Origin of the sequence: Lysinibacillus sp. K60 (assembly GCF_019731275.1) — a bacterium.
GTDB classification, from domain to species: Bacteria; Bacillota; Bacilli; order Bacillales_A; family Planococcaceae; genus Lysinibacillus; species Lysinibacillus capsici.
This window is the reverse complement of record NZ_JAASJR010000003.1, coordinates 55,640-70,567: the sequence shown is the minus strand read 5'-3', so window position 1 is coordinate 70,567 and position 14,928 is coordinate 55,640. Positions and strand designations below refer to the sequence as shown.

Below are 14,928 nucleotides of genomic sequence, written 5' to 3'. Positions count from 1 at the left end.
AAAGGAGTCCAAAATGCATCCACAGCATCATACTTTATTTATAGATTACTGTGCCTATTTTAATGGCAATCAAGATTTTTTTGAATGCCATGAAGTGCTAGAGGAATATTGGAAGGAAATTGCACCTGGCGATAAAATGCATCCACTTGTCGGCTATGTGCAGCTGGCAACAGGTTTCTATCATTGGCGACGTGGTAACAACACTGGTGCTATACGAATACTAGAAAAAGCACTTCATAACTTTCAAGAAAATGAAGGGCATGTTTTTTTCCAAGAAATTGATTATCTTGAACTCCTAACACAAATAACAAAAGCTATCACTTCGATTAAAACGGGCAAGTCCTTTCAAACTTTCCAGCTCCCTCTTTCACCTCACTTGCTGGATTTAGCCCTAGCACGTATAAAGCTTTTGCCATCAAATAGCTCAAATTATCTTCTTCATAAACATATGCTTCGAGATCGCTCACATATTCTTGCAGAGCGACAAGAAAGCAAACAAAGAAAAAGCAGACGTTGTTAATCGTCTGCTTTTTCATCGATACAATGAATACATTTTTGAACAAAACTACGTGTTTCATCTGTAGCACGCATACTTTCATATTGGCCAAGTTCCGCCACTTCTTGAAGCATCTCCGTTGCTACTCCCTCTCCCCTATAGGAAGGGATCACCGACACGTGTTGGATTGTAGCTATATTATGCTCGTCAACAACAAGCCCTACAATGCCAACATATTCATCATTCTTTTTCCATAAGTATAAAACCCAATTATCGTCATTTTCATAGGAGTGGATGGTTTCTGTAAGCTTTTTTACGTCTTTTTCGTTAGGCATAAATGAAAGTAGCCCCATTGCTATTTTCTCTAAAGCTTTTTTATATCGAATTAACATATTTGTCTATTCCCTCTTTTTCTAGCTGTACATAATCTTTGACTATCCTACACGATTTGTACTTTTACCGCAAGCCAATTTCTGTCTTACGAACCAGGTCCGAGAATACCTTTCGACGCCAACACCCAATAGACTACGCCCCATAATAAAATAAATGTTGTAATGGACGCTAGTAATACCCACTTATTTTTCCTCAAATTTACTCACCCTTTTTTAAAGTTAGCGGGAGATCGTTTTGCACAATATCTTCATAACTTTCGCGGCGAATAGCTAGTTGATGCTGTCCATCCTCTACAAATACAACTGCAGGTCTTGGCACACGATTATAGTTACTAGCCATCGAATAACCATACGCACCTGTACAGAAGATGGCTAACACATCACCTGAAGCAGCATCTTGTAGTTTAGCATCAATAATTAATTTATCGCCAGATTCACATAATTTACCAGCAACTGTATAGAGCTCATCTTTCGGCTCGTTCGCCTTACTTGCGATGACTGCCTCATACTTAGCATCGTATAATGCGGGACGGATATTATCGCTCATACCTCCATCAACAGCAATATATTTTCGCACATCTGGCACAGTTTTTTGTGAACCGATTGTATAAAGAGATGTTCCTGCATCACCTACAAGTGATCGACCTGGTTCAATCCAAATTTCCGGCATCTTCAGTCCAAGAACAGTTGCTTTATTTTTGACAACTGTAATCATATCCTCTACATATACTTGTGGTTCAAGCGGTGCATCTTCTTCAGTATAACGAATACCAAAGCCCCCACCTAAGTTTAACACAGTACATGTAAATCCGTGAGTCTTGTTCCAATCAGAAATTTTGTCAATCAATTTTTCTCCAGCCAATCCAAAACCTGCAGTGTCAAAAATTTGTGAGCCAATATGGCAATGTAAACCAAGTAGCTCTAGGAATTCATGGTTAAATGTTTGTTGGAATGCTTCATCTGCTTGACCATTGTTTAAGTCAAAGCCGAATTTTGAATCTGCTTGACCTGTCGTGATGAAATCATGCGTATGTGCTTCAACACCTGGTGTAACACGTAATAATATACGCATTTTTTGCTGACGGCGCTCCGAAATATCTTTTAAAAGCTGTATTTCATAGAAATTATCTACAACAATACATCCAATCTTGGAGTCAAAAGCTAGCTCTATTTCAGCAATGCTTTTATTGTTACCATGAAAATGAATGCGCTCTGCAGGGAAACCTGCCTTTAAGGCCGTAAATAATTCTCCACCAGATACAACATCCAATGATAAATTTTCTTCTGCTGCTAATTGATACACCGCTACACATGCAAATGCTTTTGAAGCATAAGCTACTTCTGCTTTTACACCTAGTTTTTTAAACGTATCGATAAAGCTGCGCGCACGCTTACGAATAAGTGCAGTATCATACACGAAAAGTGGTGTACCATACTCTTTTGCTAGCTCTAATGTGTCTACCTGTCCAATTGTTAAATGACCATCTTCAGAAATCGCTTGTGTTCCATATAAATGCATGTGCATCTCTCCCTTTTCACATCGTTCCATCTTGTTATTTTTACGGTTTGAAAGTGGAATGGTTCTTTACTATATTAGAACCATTCCATCAAAAAATTATTTCCCTCACATATAAAAAAACAAATGTATAGTTCTTGCTTTTTCTTGAATGAAAATAATTTTTGCAAAAATCACAAAATACTATATGTGAACTTTATCACATGAAAAAAACGAGTGCAACGGCTCCTATGATCTTTTTCGCTGTTTGGAAGCGACTACATAAGGTCTTAGTGCATCCGCTGTCATTGGGAAACGAATAATGACGCGAAGCATTGCGGTTGGAAAGAATGGAACAAGCGGCCATAAATAAGGTGCCTGCATTGGTCGTAATGAACATAAATACGTAAACAATAAAAATAAACCAATAAATAACCCATTGACACCCCAGAGACCCGTCATCAGAAGTAACAGTAACCTAAAAATTTTAATGGAGATACTAAGCTCATAGGATGGAATAATGAAAATAAGAATGGCTGCAACTGCTGTATAGAGAACCACCTCTGAAGAGAATAATCCAACATCAATCGCAATTTGACCAATGATTACCCCCGCAACCAACCCCATCGCTGTGGACAATGGTGACGGAGTATGAATGGCGGCCATCCTCAAAAACTCTATTCCAATATCTGCAATCAAAATTTGTAGTAATAAAGGTACATGCGATTTCTCCTCTGTTCCTAAAAAGGAGAGGGCATCTGGAAGTAGGGATTCATTCGTTGCAAATACATACCACAATGGCAATAAAAGTAAACCCATAATGGAACCAAAATATCGCATTAAACGTACAAATGTCCCTACAGTTGGCGCCTGTCGATATTCCTCTGCATGCTGTAATAAATGAAACATGGTAACAGGCACTAAAATAACGGATGGAGAAGTATCGACTAATATAGCTATATGCCCTTCAAGCAGATGAGCTGCAGCAATATCGGGTCTCTCCGTATAACGTACAAATGGAACTGGGTGGAACTTTTGTTTAAATAGCCATTCTTCTAATGATTTATCGGCCATCGTCAAGCCATCATGATTTATTTGTCCAAGACGCTGTCGTATACTTTCGAGCATATCTTCATTGGCAACATCCTTCATAAACGCGATCGCCACGTCGGTTTGACCGATTTTGGATATTTTATGTAGCTCGAAACGTAGATTACTATTACGAATTCGCCTACGTATTAAGGCTGTGTTTTGAGAAATCCCTTCTGTAAAGCCATCTCTTGATCCACGGATAACTTTTTCATTATCTGGCTCTTCTGGAGAACGCCCTGGATAGTTTCTAAGCTCTGCAACATAGCAATAGCCACTTTTAGTAATAAAGGTGACTTGTCCACTTAAAATGGCTAGTAAATAGGCTTTACGCTCTGTTTCTTCTGAACGTCCATGGAAATTAAAGTAAGACTCAAAATATTCCTTCTCATCCTCTACATCAATTTCAATGTCCTCATCAGGAAGCATGCTAGACAGTAACTGTGTTAAAGCTTCTCCATCTACAAGCCCGCTAATATATGCACAAAGGACCGGCAAATCTTTGACATATAAGTGTTTAATACCAACGTCAAACGATTCGCCGTCACCAAATTGTTCTATAAGAAAATCTTCGGCTTCTTCTAAGCTGTTAAATAATTTATTTGTCATGCTGTCACCATTTTCTTAGATGTCTTTTTTTATTACTTCCTGCTCCACTGTTGCACTTGTTGCCATCCAACTTTTCAGCTGGGCAAGGATTTTTTTCTCTAAACGGGAGACCTGTACCTGCGAAATACCTAATCTATTTGCAATTTCAGTTTGCGTGCAATCTGAAAAATAGCGAAGATATATGATAGACTGCTCTCTTGGCTCAAGTCTCGTTAGTACTTCTTTCAATGGGATGTAATCAAAGGGTTGCTCGGATTTTTCATCCTTCATTTGATCCATTAGTGTAATGGAATCCCCCTCACTCTCATACAATTGCTCATGAAGAGAGGCAGGGTCTCTCAGTGCATCGGATGCGGTAACAATTTCCTCTGTTGTCACACCAAGCACCTGAGCAAGCTCTTGAATGGTTGGTGGATGTTCGTTCTTTTTAATAAATTCATCTGTAGCATGACGGATTTTAAAATTCAGCTCACGAATAGAGCGGCTCACCTTCACCATGCCATCATCCCTTAAAAAGCGCTGAATTTCTCCAATGATCATCGGTACAGCATAGGTTGAAAATTTCACATCATAGGTTAAATCAAATTTATCCACAGATTTCATGAGCCCTATGCAGCCAATCTGGAATAAATCCTCAAGCTCAACACCTCTCGTTGTAAAACGTTGAACAATGGACCACACAAGTCTCGTATTGCCTTCTACCATTCGTTTACGAGCCTCGTGATCGCCCTGCTGTGCGCGTGCAATTAAATCACGCATTTCCTCCTGAGACAATAGCTTATCGGACGACTGTTCTAACGGCTTCACGGGTTTAACCTCACATTACCGCTGTGCGAACTGTGTAAAATTTCTTCGTGAATGTTACAGTTGTTCCTTCTTGCCATTTTGATATAACTGTCAGCTGGTCTGAGAAGCTATCCATAATCGTGAAGCCCATACCCGAACGCTCCATCATACTTTTTGTTGTAAATAATGGTTCCATCGCTCGACTAACGTCTTCAATTCCTATCCCTTTATCCATGACAGACACTGTCACAATATCATCCTCACGTTTAGCATGAACTGTCACAACACCCTTACCATCTTCTTCATAGCCATGAATAATAGCATTGGAAACTGCTTCTGAGACAACTGTTTTAAATTCTGATAGCTCATCAATAGTTGGGTCTAATTGTGCAATAAAGCCTGTAACAGCTACACGCGCTAAAGCTTCATTTTCACTAAGTGCCAAAAAAGTTAATGTCATTTCGTTATCCATTTACAATCCCCCTTACGCGATCAATCGCTTGTTCCTCTGTTGCATCCATCATCCACGGTCCTAACCCTGAAAATTGAAATACTTTTCGCATTGTTGGCGATGGATTCAATAATATAGTTCGCCCAGCAACTGCCTCTAACTCACGCATACGACCAAGCACTAAACCAACTCCCGAACTATCCATGAAAGATAGTCCTTCCAAGTTCCAAATGATGGTCGTCACAGTGCCTTGAAAAATTGCTGCAGAAATTTTCGCTCGAATTTGTTCAACGGCATGATGATCGAGCTCCCCAAACAAACGTATAACGACTGTCTCTCTTGTGACCATTTCTAATTGATAATGCATGAACATCGCCTCCTCCTCGTGCAATTCCACATTCAATAGGTTGAATCCTTGTGGCTGACAGAACTAGTGCAAAGTCTTCTGAAATAGTGTCTAATCGACATACTTATAGCTTTTTAGGTTAAGTGCAGTATGGGATAAATCTACAATTTCTAAACGCTATCGAGCTCTAAATTTTGGCGATTCATCGAACACACAAAAAAGCGAGAACCCTCATAAGTGAGGGCTCTCGCTAATAATCTTTATGCAATTGTATAAGCTTGCTGAATTTTATTAATTGTCTCTTCGTCAATCGGCTGATTTGAATACAAATAAGCAATCGTATCGCCATTAGTGACATGATCACCTTTTTTGGCGATTAGCTGAATACCTGCATCATAATCTAGCTTTGATTCTTTCGTTAAACGTCCAGCGCCTAGACTAACACTTGCTTCACCAACTAATAAAGCATTTATAGTTTCCACAGTGCCTTCTGAAACCGCTGTCACTGCAACTTTATGAGCTGTGTCATTTTGAACAATATCAGTGACTACTCCGCCTTGCGCCACAATAAACTCCTCGAATTTTGCAGCTGCAGAGCCATCTGCTAGCACTCGCTTAACAGCAGCTGTCGCTTCCGCTTCATTCACACCAGCCGCAATTTGGTACATCAAGGAAGCGATGACAACACATTCATCAACCAAATCTTCATGCGTTTCTTCCAAGCGTCCACTTAATAGGGCATAAGCCTCTACTACCTCAAGCTTATTACCAATCATTTTCCCTAATGGATTATCCATATCACTAATATGTGCGATGACTTTACGGCCAAGTTTTTCTCCAATGGCCGTCATTGTATCTGCTAAACGCTGTGCTTCTTCCTGCGTCTTCATAAACGCACCTGAGCCACATTTTACATCTAGTACAATACCATCGGCACCACTAGCAATTTTTTTACTCATAATTGATGCGGCGATTAGTGGAATAGAATCGACAGTACCTGTCACATCACGCAATGCATATAATTTTTTGTCGGCTGGTACAAGATTACCTGTTTGTCCAGCAACTGCAATTTTATGCTGATTGACATTATCAATGAATTCCTGGGATGAAAGCTCTGTTTTAAAGCCCTGAATGGATTCAAGTTTATCAATTGTTCCCCCAGTAATCCCTAAGCCTTTACCACTAAATTTCGCAACAGGAATTCCGAGAGCAGCAATAATTGGCGTAACAACAAGTGTGACCTTGTCACCAACTCCTCCTGTTGAGTGTTTATCAATTTTAAAGCCTTCAATAGATGTTAAATCAATGACATCGCCTGATTCGATCATTGCCTTTGTTAAATAAAATGTCTCATCATCTGACATGCCTAGTAAACGTATCGCCATTAATAAAGAGCTTGCTTGATAATCTGGAATTGAGCCTGTCGTATAGCCTTCAACAAAATATTGAATTTCAGCTTGAGAAAGCTCTAATCCTTGTTTTTTCTTTTCAAACAATTGAACCATATTCATACAAAAAAACCCCCTTATTTCAAATCATGTAAGAAACTTTTACCGAATGGTGGTGCTTCTACATGAAAGTTTTCTGCAACTGTTGCCGCAATATCAGCAAAAGTTTCTCGAAGCGGAAGTTCCGCTCCACCTTTGAAACGTGGTGAATAGACAATTAGTGGTACATATTCACGTGTATGATCTGTCCCTGGGAAGGTTGGATCATTGCCGTGATCTGCTGTAATGATTAATAAATCGTCCTCTGACATTGCCTCTAGAATTTCTGGTAGACGCGCATCAAATTCCTGTAATGCCTGTCCATAGCCTAGTGGATCACGACGATGGCCAAAATTGGCGTCAAAGTCCACTAAATTTAAGAAGCTCAGACCGTGGAAGTCACGACGTACAACTTCTGCAAATTGATCCATACCATCTCTATTATTTTTTGTACGTACAGAATCTGTCACACCTTCACCGTTGAAAATATCCGAGATTTTTCCAATAGCAATCACATCTAATCCCGCATCCTTCAAAACATTCATCGTTGTTCGACCAAATGGCTTTAACGCATAATCATGACGATTGGATGTACGAGTAAAGTTTCCAGGCGTACCTACAAATGGTCGAGCGATGACGCGACCTACTAAATATTCAGGTTGTAATGTTAATTCACGAGCAATTTCGCAAATTTTGTATAGCTCTTCTAGTGGAATGATTTCCTCATGAGCAGCAATTTGTAAAACAGGATCGGCTGATGTGTAAACAATAATCGCACCTGTTTCCATATGCTCCTTCCCGAAATCTTCAATTACTTGTGTACCACTTGCTGGCTGATTGCATAGCACTTTGCGACCTGTACGTTTCTCTAGCTCATCAATTAGCTCCGCTGGAAACCCATCTGGATACACTTTAAATGGTTTATCAATATTTAATCCCATGATTTCCCAATGGCCTGTCATCGTATCTTTACCAACTGATGCTTCTTGCATTTTACCGTAGTATGCTTTAGGGTCAGTAGTTGCATGCATTCCATGCAATGGTTCAATATTCGCTAAACCAAATGACTCCATTACTGGCATTGTAAGCCCATTCATTTTTTCAGCGATATGTCCTAGTGTATGTGCGCCAACATCCCCAAAATTTGCAGCGTCTGGCGCTTCACCAATACCTACGGAATCCATGACAACAACATGGATTTTGTTAAATGGTTTATTCATAATGGTTGCCTCCTAATCTCATGACTCTATTTTACCAAAAAAATGCGAAAAATAAAGGTCAGACATCCGACTGAAATATAATTTTTTCCTATTAACTTTTAAGCACGTGGATGGAATTGCTTATAGACCTCAGATAATCTTGTTTTGCTAATATGTGTATAAATCTGCGTAGTAGAAATATCTGCATGACCAAGCATCTCCTGCACCGCTCGTAAATCGGCTCCATTTTCAACCAAATGAGTGGCAAAGGAATGACGCAATGTATGTGGTGTTAATTCATGTTGGATGCCTGCCTTTAACGCATGCTCCTTCATTAATTTCCAACAACCCTGCCTTGTTAAACGTTTCCCTCTTTGATTAATAAAAAACGCATCTGTTTTGGGGTACTTTCCCTGTAATTGACCACGAGCACCATTTAAATAGGCATTTATTGCCGAAAGTGCGCTTTTGCCGAGCGGTATGATTCGCTCCTTTCCACCCTTCCCAAATACACGCACAAAGCCCATGGTTAAATGAATATCAGCTAAATCCAGTGCAATAAGTTCACTGATGCGCATACCAGACCCATATAATAACTCCAGCATGGCAAGATCACGTATACCTTGTGGCTTACTTTTATTTGGAGCTGTTAGTAAAGCTTCAATCTCTTCGATAGATAAAATATTAGGTAATTTTTGCTCAATTGTCGGCATCTCCAAATGGACTGTCGGATCAGTTTCTGAGCGCTTTTCTCGTAGTAAAAATTGGTGGAAACTCCGAATCGATGAAATATGACGGGCAACGGTACGACTAGTCTTTCCCTGTGCCCGTAATTGCTCTAAATGGCGTAATATAGTTGTCCGTTCCACCACACTAAAATCAGACATACCTTCTACTTCCTTTAAAAAATGTACATAGCTTTCTAAATCTCGGCGATAGGATGCTAATGTATTAACAGATAACTGCCTTTCCACCTGAATAAAATGGATATAGTCCTCTACTGCATATTGAAATTCATTCATCACAACGCCCCCTCACTGTCAATTATTCTCTATTTTAGCATGGCCTTAAGAAATGTGCTAAAGGACCCTCCATTCGACATAAACCACCAACCATAATGGTGTCTATACTTCAATAAAAAAAACAAAAAACTGCCCGATTCAATCTATACCAAAGATTAAAACAGACAGTTTTTCGTTATTTTTCTTCATTCGATTCGTCGTTTTTATCATGACAGCGCCAGCATATGCCGTGGAAAGTTAGTCGGTGATCTTTTATGATAAAGTTCCAACGTTTTTCAACAACGGCTTCCACATCTTCAAGTAAATCTTCTTGAATTTCATCAACAGCACCACATTCGATACAAACAAGATGATGGTGGAAATGGGCAGCTCCCTCTTGGCGTAAATCATAGCGCGATACGCCATCGCCAAAGTTGATTTTGTCGACAATTTTGAGCTCAGTTAATAATTCTAACGTTCTATAAACAGTAGCTAGACCAATCTCAGGTGCTTTTTCTTTTACTAAAAGATAAACATCTTCAGCACTTAGGTGGTCCTCTTCGTGCTCAAGCAAAACAGCAACTGTTGCTTCTCGCTGCGGCGTCAGCTTGTAACTAGCACTATGCAACTGTTTTTTTATACGATCAATTCGGCTCTCCATGTGACGCCCCCCTAAACTCTTTCCATTATACCAAAGGAGTAAATCCTATTACAAGATAGTGAATAGATTTCTAACATGCTTCTACTTTTTTATCTGATCACAATTTTGGTCTATTCAATCCATCATTTTAACACATAAGAAATAACAATAAACTCAGCAACTATTATGATGAAAAATGCGATAAAATTCAACAAAATTGTCCGACCAGATACTTGTTTCCCGATTTTTCGCTTTGACCAAGCGGGTACAAGTAAATTGCATAGGACTAGCAACAATATACAATAGATGAGCTGAAATGGAAACCACCAAATCGTATAAAGCCAAAAAGCTTCAAGTTTTTGTAATAAAAAAACCGAACTAAAGCCAAAAAAAGTGGCACGCATGGCTACAGTCACACGCACTAACACCTTTAAGACGCTATGTGTTGCTAGTAATAATATAAGACCTATGGAAATAGCAACAGGCAGTACTAAACGAAAAATGGATTGCCTGTCCCCATCTGCTAAACGAGGCTCTATAAATAATATAAAGGGTTCCGCTTTCGGTCCACCAATAATATGAAAGAAAATAACGCCACAAACAAAACTTACTGCAATGATGGAAGCGTGATAAAAAATAGACACCGTACGAGACATAAACATGCTCCTTTTCTATCAAGGTTTGTACAGCTTATGCTCGTCCGTCTCTATTATGCTAAAAGATTATTTTCTAAATTTGCAGCTAGCCATAGCACTGCGAATGCTGTTTTAGCATCATATATACGCTGGTCAGCCACCATTACTTGTGCTTCTTCCAACGAAACTTCTAATAGTTCGACAAATTCATCCTCATCTAAATCTGCTTTATTGACTATTGTATATAATCCCTTCGCCACAAACAAATGAATAACTTCATCCGCAAAGCCTGGTGATGTTGCAAATGTTTGTAAAAAAGTAAGTTGATGCGCGCCATAACCTGTCTCTTCCTCTAATTCTCGACGTGCTGTCATCACTGGCTCCTCACCTGGCTCAAGCTTTCCAGCCGGAATTTCAATAATAGAACGCTCCAGCGCTTTGCGATATTGCTCTACTAACACTAATTTACCCTCGTCCGTAACAGCAATCACTGCTACGGCACCTGGATGCTTAATTATTTCACGCTTTGCAATCTGTCCATTTGGTAAAGTGACATCATCAATTTGTAGTTTTATTATTCTACCGTCATAGATCGGTGTCGTTTTCGTTGTTTTTTCCTCAAACTTTTTCATTGACGATAACCTCGCTTGTTCTTCAGATATGTTCATTGTACCATTACAAGTAGAGAAATCGAAGGAGGTCATTCGTATGAAAAAAAGACAGCTTGGTACAAGTGAATTGTTTATTTCAGAGATTAGTTTAGGAGGCATGTCTCTTTCGACAGATAAAACACAAGCAGCTGCCATTGTCGATATGGCATTAGATGCTGGCATTAACTATATAGATACAGCTGATTTATATGATTATGGTGCAAACGAAAAGATCATTGGCGCAACGTTAGGTAAGCGTCGTCACGATGTCATTCTAGCAACAAAGGTAGGTAATCGGTGGGCAGAAGGGATAGATGGCTGGCATTGGGATGCATCACCATCCTATATAAAAGAAGCTGTCCATGCTAGCTTACGACGTTTAGGAACAGACTACATTGATGTATATCAATTACACGGTGGTACAATCGAAGATGATTGGGACGGGATAATTGATACATTTGAAGGACTTAAAAAAGAAGGGCTTATTCGTGAATATGGTATATCCTCCATTCGTCCGAATGTATTGCAGCGATTTTTACCTGCAAGCTCGGCTAGAAGCGTCATGATGCAATACAGTGCCCTCGATCGCCGCCCTGAAGAATGGTTTAACTTTATTGCGAAACAGGGTGCATCTGTTGTCACACGTGGCACAGTGGCAAAGGGCTTATTAACGAATAGCTGGCAACAACGTCTACAACATGTTAATGGTTTTAACACCTATACTGCTGAGGAGTTAACAACAACGTTAACAGACTTAGCTTTACACTATGATGACTTGCATGCTTTGGCTATCGCTTTTAATCTGAAAGAGCCAACAATCGCTTCTACGGTCATTGGCGCAAGCTCACAACAACAACTAACACAAACACTTGCTTCCTACGAGAAAATTAATTCAATAGCAGATTTCAAAATAGCTAATGAGCTAACAAAAAATGAGTACTATCATGAACATCGATGAAAAAATGGCTAATTTTGCTCATTTGTCTAGTTGTACTAGTAATCTCCTCTAGTATGACCTATGAGCAACAGAGTATACTACCAGAATTAGAAGATTTGCTCGCCAATAAACCTTTTGAAAAACAACTATCTATTTTAAAAATTCCCTATTGGGGAACCATCGTTTCAGTGGAAGAGCGAGGTTATTTTCCATTTGTAGAGTTTTTAATTCGTAAATTGACACACTTCATAGGATTTGGATGCATCGCACTTGGCCTTTACTTTGCCTGGGGAAAAAGGCGTTTTGCAGCAAGTATTGCTATCGGTGGAACAGCTATAATTGCGGTGCTTGATGAATTTCGTCAAGGCTTTACGCCAGGTCGTACAATGAGTGCTCAAGATGTGCTTGTCGATACAGCTGGAGCCATTGTTTTTGTTAGTCTCGTTGTTGCAGTAAGAAAAATACTCAAAAACAAAAGACAAAAGGCTCAATTATAGCCTTTTGTCTTTTATTTTAAAGGTGGAACCGCCAAAAATAGAGAGACTTCGTTTCTTTAAACAAGACAGCCCCTGCTTTTTCCAAAACTCGATGGGAAGCCATATTTTCTTTTTCCGTGTCAGCGATAACGTATTTTGCATTTGGCTGATGGAGTAACCAGTCTTTAAGAGCTATGATTGATTCTGTCATATAGCCCTGCCCCCAATAAGGAGGTAAAGTATAATACCCGATCACAACTTCCTCTTGCTCATTTGGCGTACCTTTTAGCATGATGCCACCAACAGCACAATTTTTTTCTTTTAATACAAGTAACCAATTCGTGTGCCACAGATAATTTTGCTCATCTTCTAATACTTTGGAAAGTCTAAAATACAACGCTTGTTTAAGCTCGCAATCTAAACCCCCTACACCTTTACTCAATGACAACTCCGCCGCCATTTGCTCCTCATGCTCTATTAGTAACTTTAGATACTTGGCGTTTAAAGGAATTAATCTTATTCTTTCTGTTTGTAATTCTACCATGTTGTTCTCCTAACATAATTTAATTGATACTAAACTACAATTAGGTATATGTTATTGGCAGCGTCTCCCGTTCCATTAATTTCAAAAATCACTCCCTATATATCGACCACAACCATATAGATTTTATGCTGTAAAATATAAAACAGTGAACCCACCTATGTGAATTCACTGTTCTCTCTTAATATTTAGTACCTTTATCGCCGTATTCGTTCAAAAGTTCTTCAAACGATTTGTTTTTTTCTCGTTGTTTACGTTCAAAGGCTAGTTTTGCCTGACGCTCTTCTTCTGCCGCCTGCTCTTTAGCAGTTAAATCTTGCTTCGCTGCCTTTAGTTTTGCTAGCACATCGCCACCTAGCTGATCTGCTAATGTAACGGCCTCTTGCTTAGGTAGACTAGCTGTTACGCTATTGTCAGTATGTTGTTGCTGTTTACGTTTCTTTCCCATTTTATTCACCTTCTTATTGACATCAAGGGCGCTTCACAACTGTTGCTACGCCTTGTCCACCACCGATACATAATGTGGCTAAGCCCGTTTTCACATCACGCTTTTCCATCTCATGTAATAGCGTTACCAAAATCCGAGCACCACTAGCACCGATTGGGTGACCAAGAGCAATGGCACCCCCGTTAACATTTAGTTTATCATGATTAAAGCTTAATTCACGATCTACAGCAATTGATTGTGCTGCAAATGCTTCATTTGCTTCAATTAAATCGATATCGTTTAAAGTAATCTCAGCCTTTGTCAGCGCTTTTTGTACTGCTTTTACAGGACCTGTACCCATAATTGCAGGATCTACACCAGCACTAGCATTCGCTGTAATGATCGCCATTGGCTGAATGCCTAACTCTTGTGCTTTTTCCTTTGACATCACCACTACCGCTGCCGCACCATCATTAATACCCGACGCGTTAGCCGCTGTGACAGAGCCATCCTTTTTAAATGCTGGTCGTAGCTTACCTAATGATTCCGCTGTCACACCTGCTCGTGGAAATTCATCTTTATTGAAAAGAAGTGGCTCTCCCTTGCGCTGTGGAATCTCGACAGCAACGATTTCATTTTCAAACTTGCCCGCTGCAATCGCTGCCTCTGCGCGTTGCTGAGAACGAGCTGCAAAAGCATCCTGCTCTTCTCGAGAGATTTGATACATATCACATAAATTTTCAGCTGTAATGCCCATGTGATAATCGTTAAAAGCACACCATAGGCCATCATGAATCATTGTATCTACTACCTTTTGGTCACCCATTCGGAAGCCTTCACGAGCATTTTTTAATACGTATGGAGCCTGGCTCATATTTTCAAATCCACCTGCAACAACAATCTCTGCATCTCCCGCTAAAATCGCCTGTGTTGCTAAATGAACAGCCTTTAAACCAGATCCACATACTTTATTAATTGTTAAGGCTGATACCTCTTGAGGTAACCCCGCTTTAATTGCCGCTTGACGCGCTGGATTTTGTCCAAGTCCAGCCGATAAAACATTCCCCATAATGACCTCATCGACCTGTTCTCCTGCTACGCCAGCACGCGCTATTGCTTCTTTAATGACAATGCTACCTAACGTTGTCGCTGGTACGTCTTTTAATGTCCCCTGAAATGAGCCGATTGCTGTACGCACCGCACTCACGATTACTACCTCGTTTGTCATAATCATTCTCCCCTTTTCCCCGTTCAAGAATCAACACTGCATG

At 39.8% G+C, this 14,928-nt stretch carries 18 protein-coding genes; 3 read left to right on the top strand and 15 right to left on the bottom strand.

Going from position 1 to position 14,928, the window contains the following annotated elements; genetic code table 11:
- Positions 1-13: 13 nt before the first annotated feature.
- Positions 14-520, top strand: a complete 507-nt coding sequence (locus tag HCH28_RS07670) for a DUF309 domain-containing protein (RefSeq protein WP_221680475.1) — start codon at positions 14-16, stop codon at positions 518-520.
- Here HCH28_RS07670 and HCH28_RS07665 read toward each other — a convergent pair.
- The 12 genes from HCH28_RS07665 to HCH28_RS07610 all read right to left on the bottom strand — a co-directional run bounded on the left by HCH28_RS07665 (position 517) and on the right by HCH28_RS07610 (position 11,258).
- A complete protein-coding gene (locus HCH28_RS07665) occupies positions 517-888 on the bottom strand; it encodes a GNAT family N-acetyltransferase (RefSeq protein ID WP_009370710.1) in 372 nt (123 codons plus the stop codon). The genes HCH28_RS07670 and HCH28_RS07665 overlap by 4 nt on opposite strands.
- 199 nt (positions 889-1,087) lie before the next feature.
- The gene (lysA, locus tag HCH28_RS07660; RefSeq protein WP_004232188.1) at positions 1,088-2,407 is read right to left on the bottom strand and encodes a diaminopimelate decarboxylase; all 1,320 of its coding nucleotides are present in this window, start codon (positions 2,405-2,407) and stop codon (positions 1,088-1,090) included.
- Between the two features lie 225 nt (positions 2,408-2,632).
- Positions 2,633-4,081: a spore germination protein gene (locus tag HCH28_RS07655; protein ID WP_221680474.1), complete on the bottom strand. Its 1,449-nt coding sequence runs from the start codon at positions 4,079-4,081 to the stop codon at positions 2,633-2,635.
- Between the two features lie 15 nt (positions 4,082-4,096).
- Positions 4,097-4,888, bottom strand: a complete 792-nt coding sequence (gene sigF / locus HCH28_RS07650; protein ID WP_009370709.1) for an RNA polymerase sporulation sigma factor SigF — start codon at positions 4,886-4,888, stop codon at positions 4,097-4,099.
- A gap of 10 nt (positions 4,889-4,898) precedes the next feature.
- Positions 4,899-5,339, bottom strand: a complete 441-nt coding sequence (gene spoIIAB, locus HCH28_RS07645; protein WP_004232182.1) for an anti-sigma F factor — start codon at positions 5,337-5,339, stop codon at positions 4,899-4,901.
- Complete coding sequence (spoIIAA, locus tag HCH28_RS07640) at positions 5,332-5,685, bottom strand: anti-sigma F factor antagonist (protein ID WP_004232181.1); 354 nt, start codon at positions 5,683-5,685, stop codon at positions 5,332-5,334. Before spoIIAA ends, spoIIAB begins: the two co-directional genes overlap by 8 nt.
- A 239-nt stretch (positions 5,686-5,924) precedes the next feature.
- Complete coding sequence (locus HCH28_RS07635; RefSeq protein ID WP_221680473.1) at positions 5,925-7,175, bottom strand: thymidine phosphorylase; 1,251 nt, start codon at positions 7,173-7,175, stop codon at positions 5,925-5,927.
- Between the two features lie 14 nt (positions 7,176-7,189).
- Positions 7,190-8,371 carry a phosphopentomutase gene (gene deoB, locus HCH28_RS07630; protein ID WP_016992981.1) on the bottom strand — a complete coding sequence of 394 codons (1,182 nt, stop codon included), beginning with the start codon at positions 8,369-8,371 and terminating at the stop codon, positions 7,190-7,192.
- A gap of 98 nt (positions 8,372-8,469) precedes the next feature.
- On the bottom strand, positions 8,470-9,372 hold the full coding sequence (gene xerD / locus HCH28_RS07625) for a site-specific tyrosine recombinase XerD (RefSeq protein ID WP_221680472.1): 903 nt from the start codon (positions 9,370-9,372) through the stop codon (positions 8,470-8,472).
- A gap of 175 nt (positions 9,373-9,547) precedes the next feature.
- Complete coding sequence (gene fur, locus HCH28_RS07620; protein ID WP_004232171.1) at positions 9,548-10,012, bottom strand: ferric iron uptake transcriptional regulator; 465 nt, start codon at positions 10,010-10,012, stop codon at positions 9,548-9,550.
- 122 nt (positions 10,013-10,134) lie between these two features.
- A complete protein-coding gene (locus tag HCH28_RS07615; RefSeq protein WP_004232169.1) occupies positions 10,135-10,647 on the bottom strand; it encodes a hypothetical protein in 513 nt (170 codons plus the stop codon).
- Positions 10,648-10,700: 53 nt separating this feature from the next.
- A complete protein-coding gene (locus HCH28_RS07610; protein WP_221680471.1) occupies positions 10,701-11,258 on the bottom strand; it encodes an NUDIX domain-containing protein in 558 nt (185 codons plus the stop codon).
- Positions 11,259-11,334: 76 nt separating this feature from the next.
- Between HCH28_RS07610 and HCH28_RS07605 the strand changes: the two genes are divergently transcribed.
- Both HCH28_RS07605 and HCH28_RS07600 read left to right on the top strand, forming a co-directional pair.
- Positions 11,335-12,234 carry an aldo/keto reductase gene (locus HCH28_RS07605; protein ID WP_221680470.1) on the top strand — a complete coding sequence of 300 codons (900 nt, stop codon included), beginning with the start codon at positions 11,335-11,337 and terminating at the stop codon, positions 12,232-12,234.
- A complete protein-coding gene (locus HCH28_RS07600) occupies positions 12,231-12,710 on the top strand; it encodes a VanZ family protein (protein WP_221680469.1) in 480 nt (159 codons plus the stop codon). The genes HCH28_RS07605 and HCH28_RS07600 overlap by 4 nt, the downstream gene beginning before the upstream one ends.
- A gap of 16 nt (positions 12,711-12,726) precedes the next feature.
- On the opposite strand, the gene HCH28_RS07595 is transcribed toward HCH28_RS07600, so the two are convergent.
- The 3 genes from HCH28_RS07595 to HCH28_RS07585 all read right to left on the bottom strand — a co-directional run bounded on the left by HCH28_RS07595 (position 12,727) and on the right by HCH28_RS07585 (position 14,885).
- Positions 12,727-13,233, bottom strand: coding sequence for a GNAT family N-acetyltransferase (locus HCH28_RS07595; protein ID WP_004232164.1), 507 nt, complete (start codon positions 13,231-13,233; stop codon positions 12,727-12,729).
- Positions 13,234-13,411: 178 nt separating this feature from the next.
- Positions 13,412-13,678 carry a YqkE family protein gene (locus HCH28_RS07590; RefSeq protein WP_036080173.1) on the bottom strand — a complete coding sequence of 89 codons (267 nt, stop codon included), beginning with the start codon at positions 13,676-13,678 and terminating at the stop codon, positions 13,412-13,414.
- A 22-nt stretch (positions 13,679-13,700) separates the two neighbouring features.
- The gene (locus HCH28_RS07585; RefSeq protein WP_221680468.1) at positions 13,701-14,885 is read right to left on the bottom strand and encodes an acetyl-CoA C-acetyltransferase; all 1,185 of its coding nucleotides are present in this window, start codon (positions 14,883-14,885) and stop codon (positions 13,701-13,703) included.
- Positions 14,886-14,928: the final 43 nt, after the last annotated feature.

What these genes read in the sequence shown, in the direction of transcription:
- HCH28_RS07670 (WP_221680475.1), top strand. Translation starts at nt 14, where the DNA reads ATGCATCCACAGCATCATACTTTATTTATAGATTACTGTGCCTATTTT.
- HCH28_RS07665 (WP_009370710.1), bottom strand. Translation starts at nt 888, where the DNA reads ATGTTAATTCGATATAAAAAAGCTTTAGAGAAAATAGCAATGGGGCTA.
- lysA (WP_004232188.1), bottom strand. Translation starts at nt 2,407, where the DNA reads ATGCATTTATATGGAACACAAGCGATTTCTGAAGATGGTCATTTAACA.
- HCH28_RS07655 (WP_221680474.1), bottom strand. Translation starts at nt 4,081, where the DNA reads ATGACAAATAAATTATTTAACAGCTTAGAAGAAGCCGAAGATTTTCTT.
- spoIIAB (WP_004232182.1), bottom strand. Translation starts at nt 5,339, where the DNA reads ATGGATAACGAAATGACATTAACTTTTTTGGCACTTAGTGAAAATGAA.
- spoIIAA (WP_004232181.1), bottom strand. Translation starts at nt 5,685, where the DNA reads ATGCATTATCAATTAGAAATGGTCACAAGAGAGACAGTCGTTATACGT.
- HCH28_RS07635 (WP_221680473.1), bottom strand. Translation starts at nt 7,175, where the DNA reads ATGAATATGGTTCAATTGTTTGAAAAGAAAAAACAAGGATTAGAGCTT.
- deoB (WP_016992981.1), bottom strand. Translation starts at nt 8,371, where the DNA reads ATGAATAAACCATTTAACAAAATCCATGTTGTTGTCATGGATTCCGTA.
- xerD (WP_221680472.1), bottom strand. Translation starts at nt 9,372, where the DNA reads ATGAATGAATTTCAATATGCAGTAGAGGACTATATCCATTTTATTCAG.
- fur (WP_004232171.1), bottom strand. Translation starts at nt 10,012, where the DNA reads ATGGAGAGCCGAATTGATCGTATAAAAAAACAGTTGCATAGTGCTAGT.
- HCH28_RS07615 (WP_004232169.1), bottom strand. Translation starts at nt 10,647, where the DNA reads ATGTCTCGTACGGTGTCTATTTTTTATCACGCTTCCATCATTGCAGTA.
- HCH28_RS07610 (WP_221680471.1), bottom strand. Translation starts at nt 11,258, where the DNA reads ATGAAAAAGTTTGAGGAAAAAACAACGAAAACGACACCGATCTATGAC.
- HCH28_RS07605 (WP_221680470.1), top strand. Translation starts at nt 11,335, where the DNA reads ATGAAAAAAAGACAGCTTGGTACAAGTGAATTGTTTATTTCAGAGATT.
- HCH28_RS07600 (WP_221680469.1), top strand. Translation starts at nt 12,231, where the DNA reads ATGAAAAAATGGCTAATTTTGCTCATTTGTCTAGTTGTACTAGTAATC.
- HCH28_RS07595 (WP_004232164.1), bottom strand. Translation starts at nt 13,233, where the DNA reads ATGGTAGAATTACAAACAGAAAGAATAAGATTAATTCCTTTAAACGCC.
- HCH28_RS07590 (WP_036080173.1), bottom strand. Translation starts at nt 13,678, where the DNA reads ATGGGAAAGAAACGTAAACAGCAACAACATACTGACAATAGCGTAACA.
- HCH28_RS07585 (WP_221680468.1), bottom strand. Translation starts at nt 14,885, where the DNA reads ATGACAAACGAGGTAGTAATCGTGAGTGCGGTGCGTACAGCAATCGGC.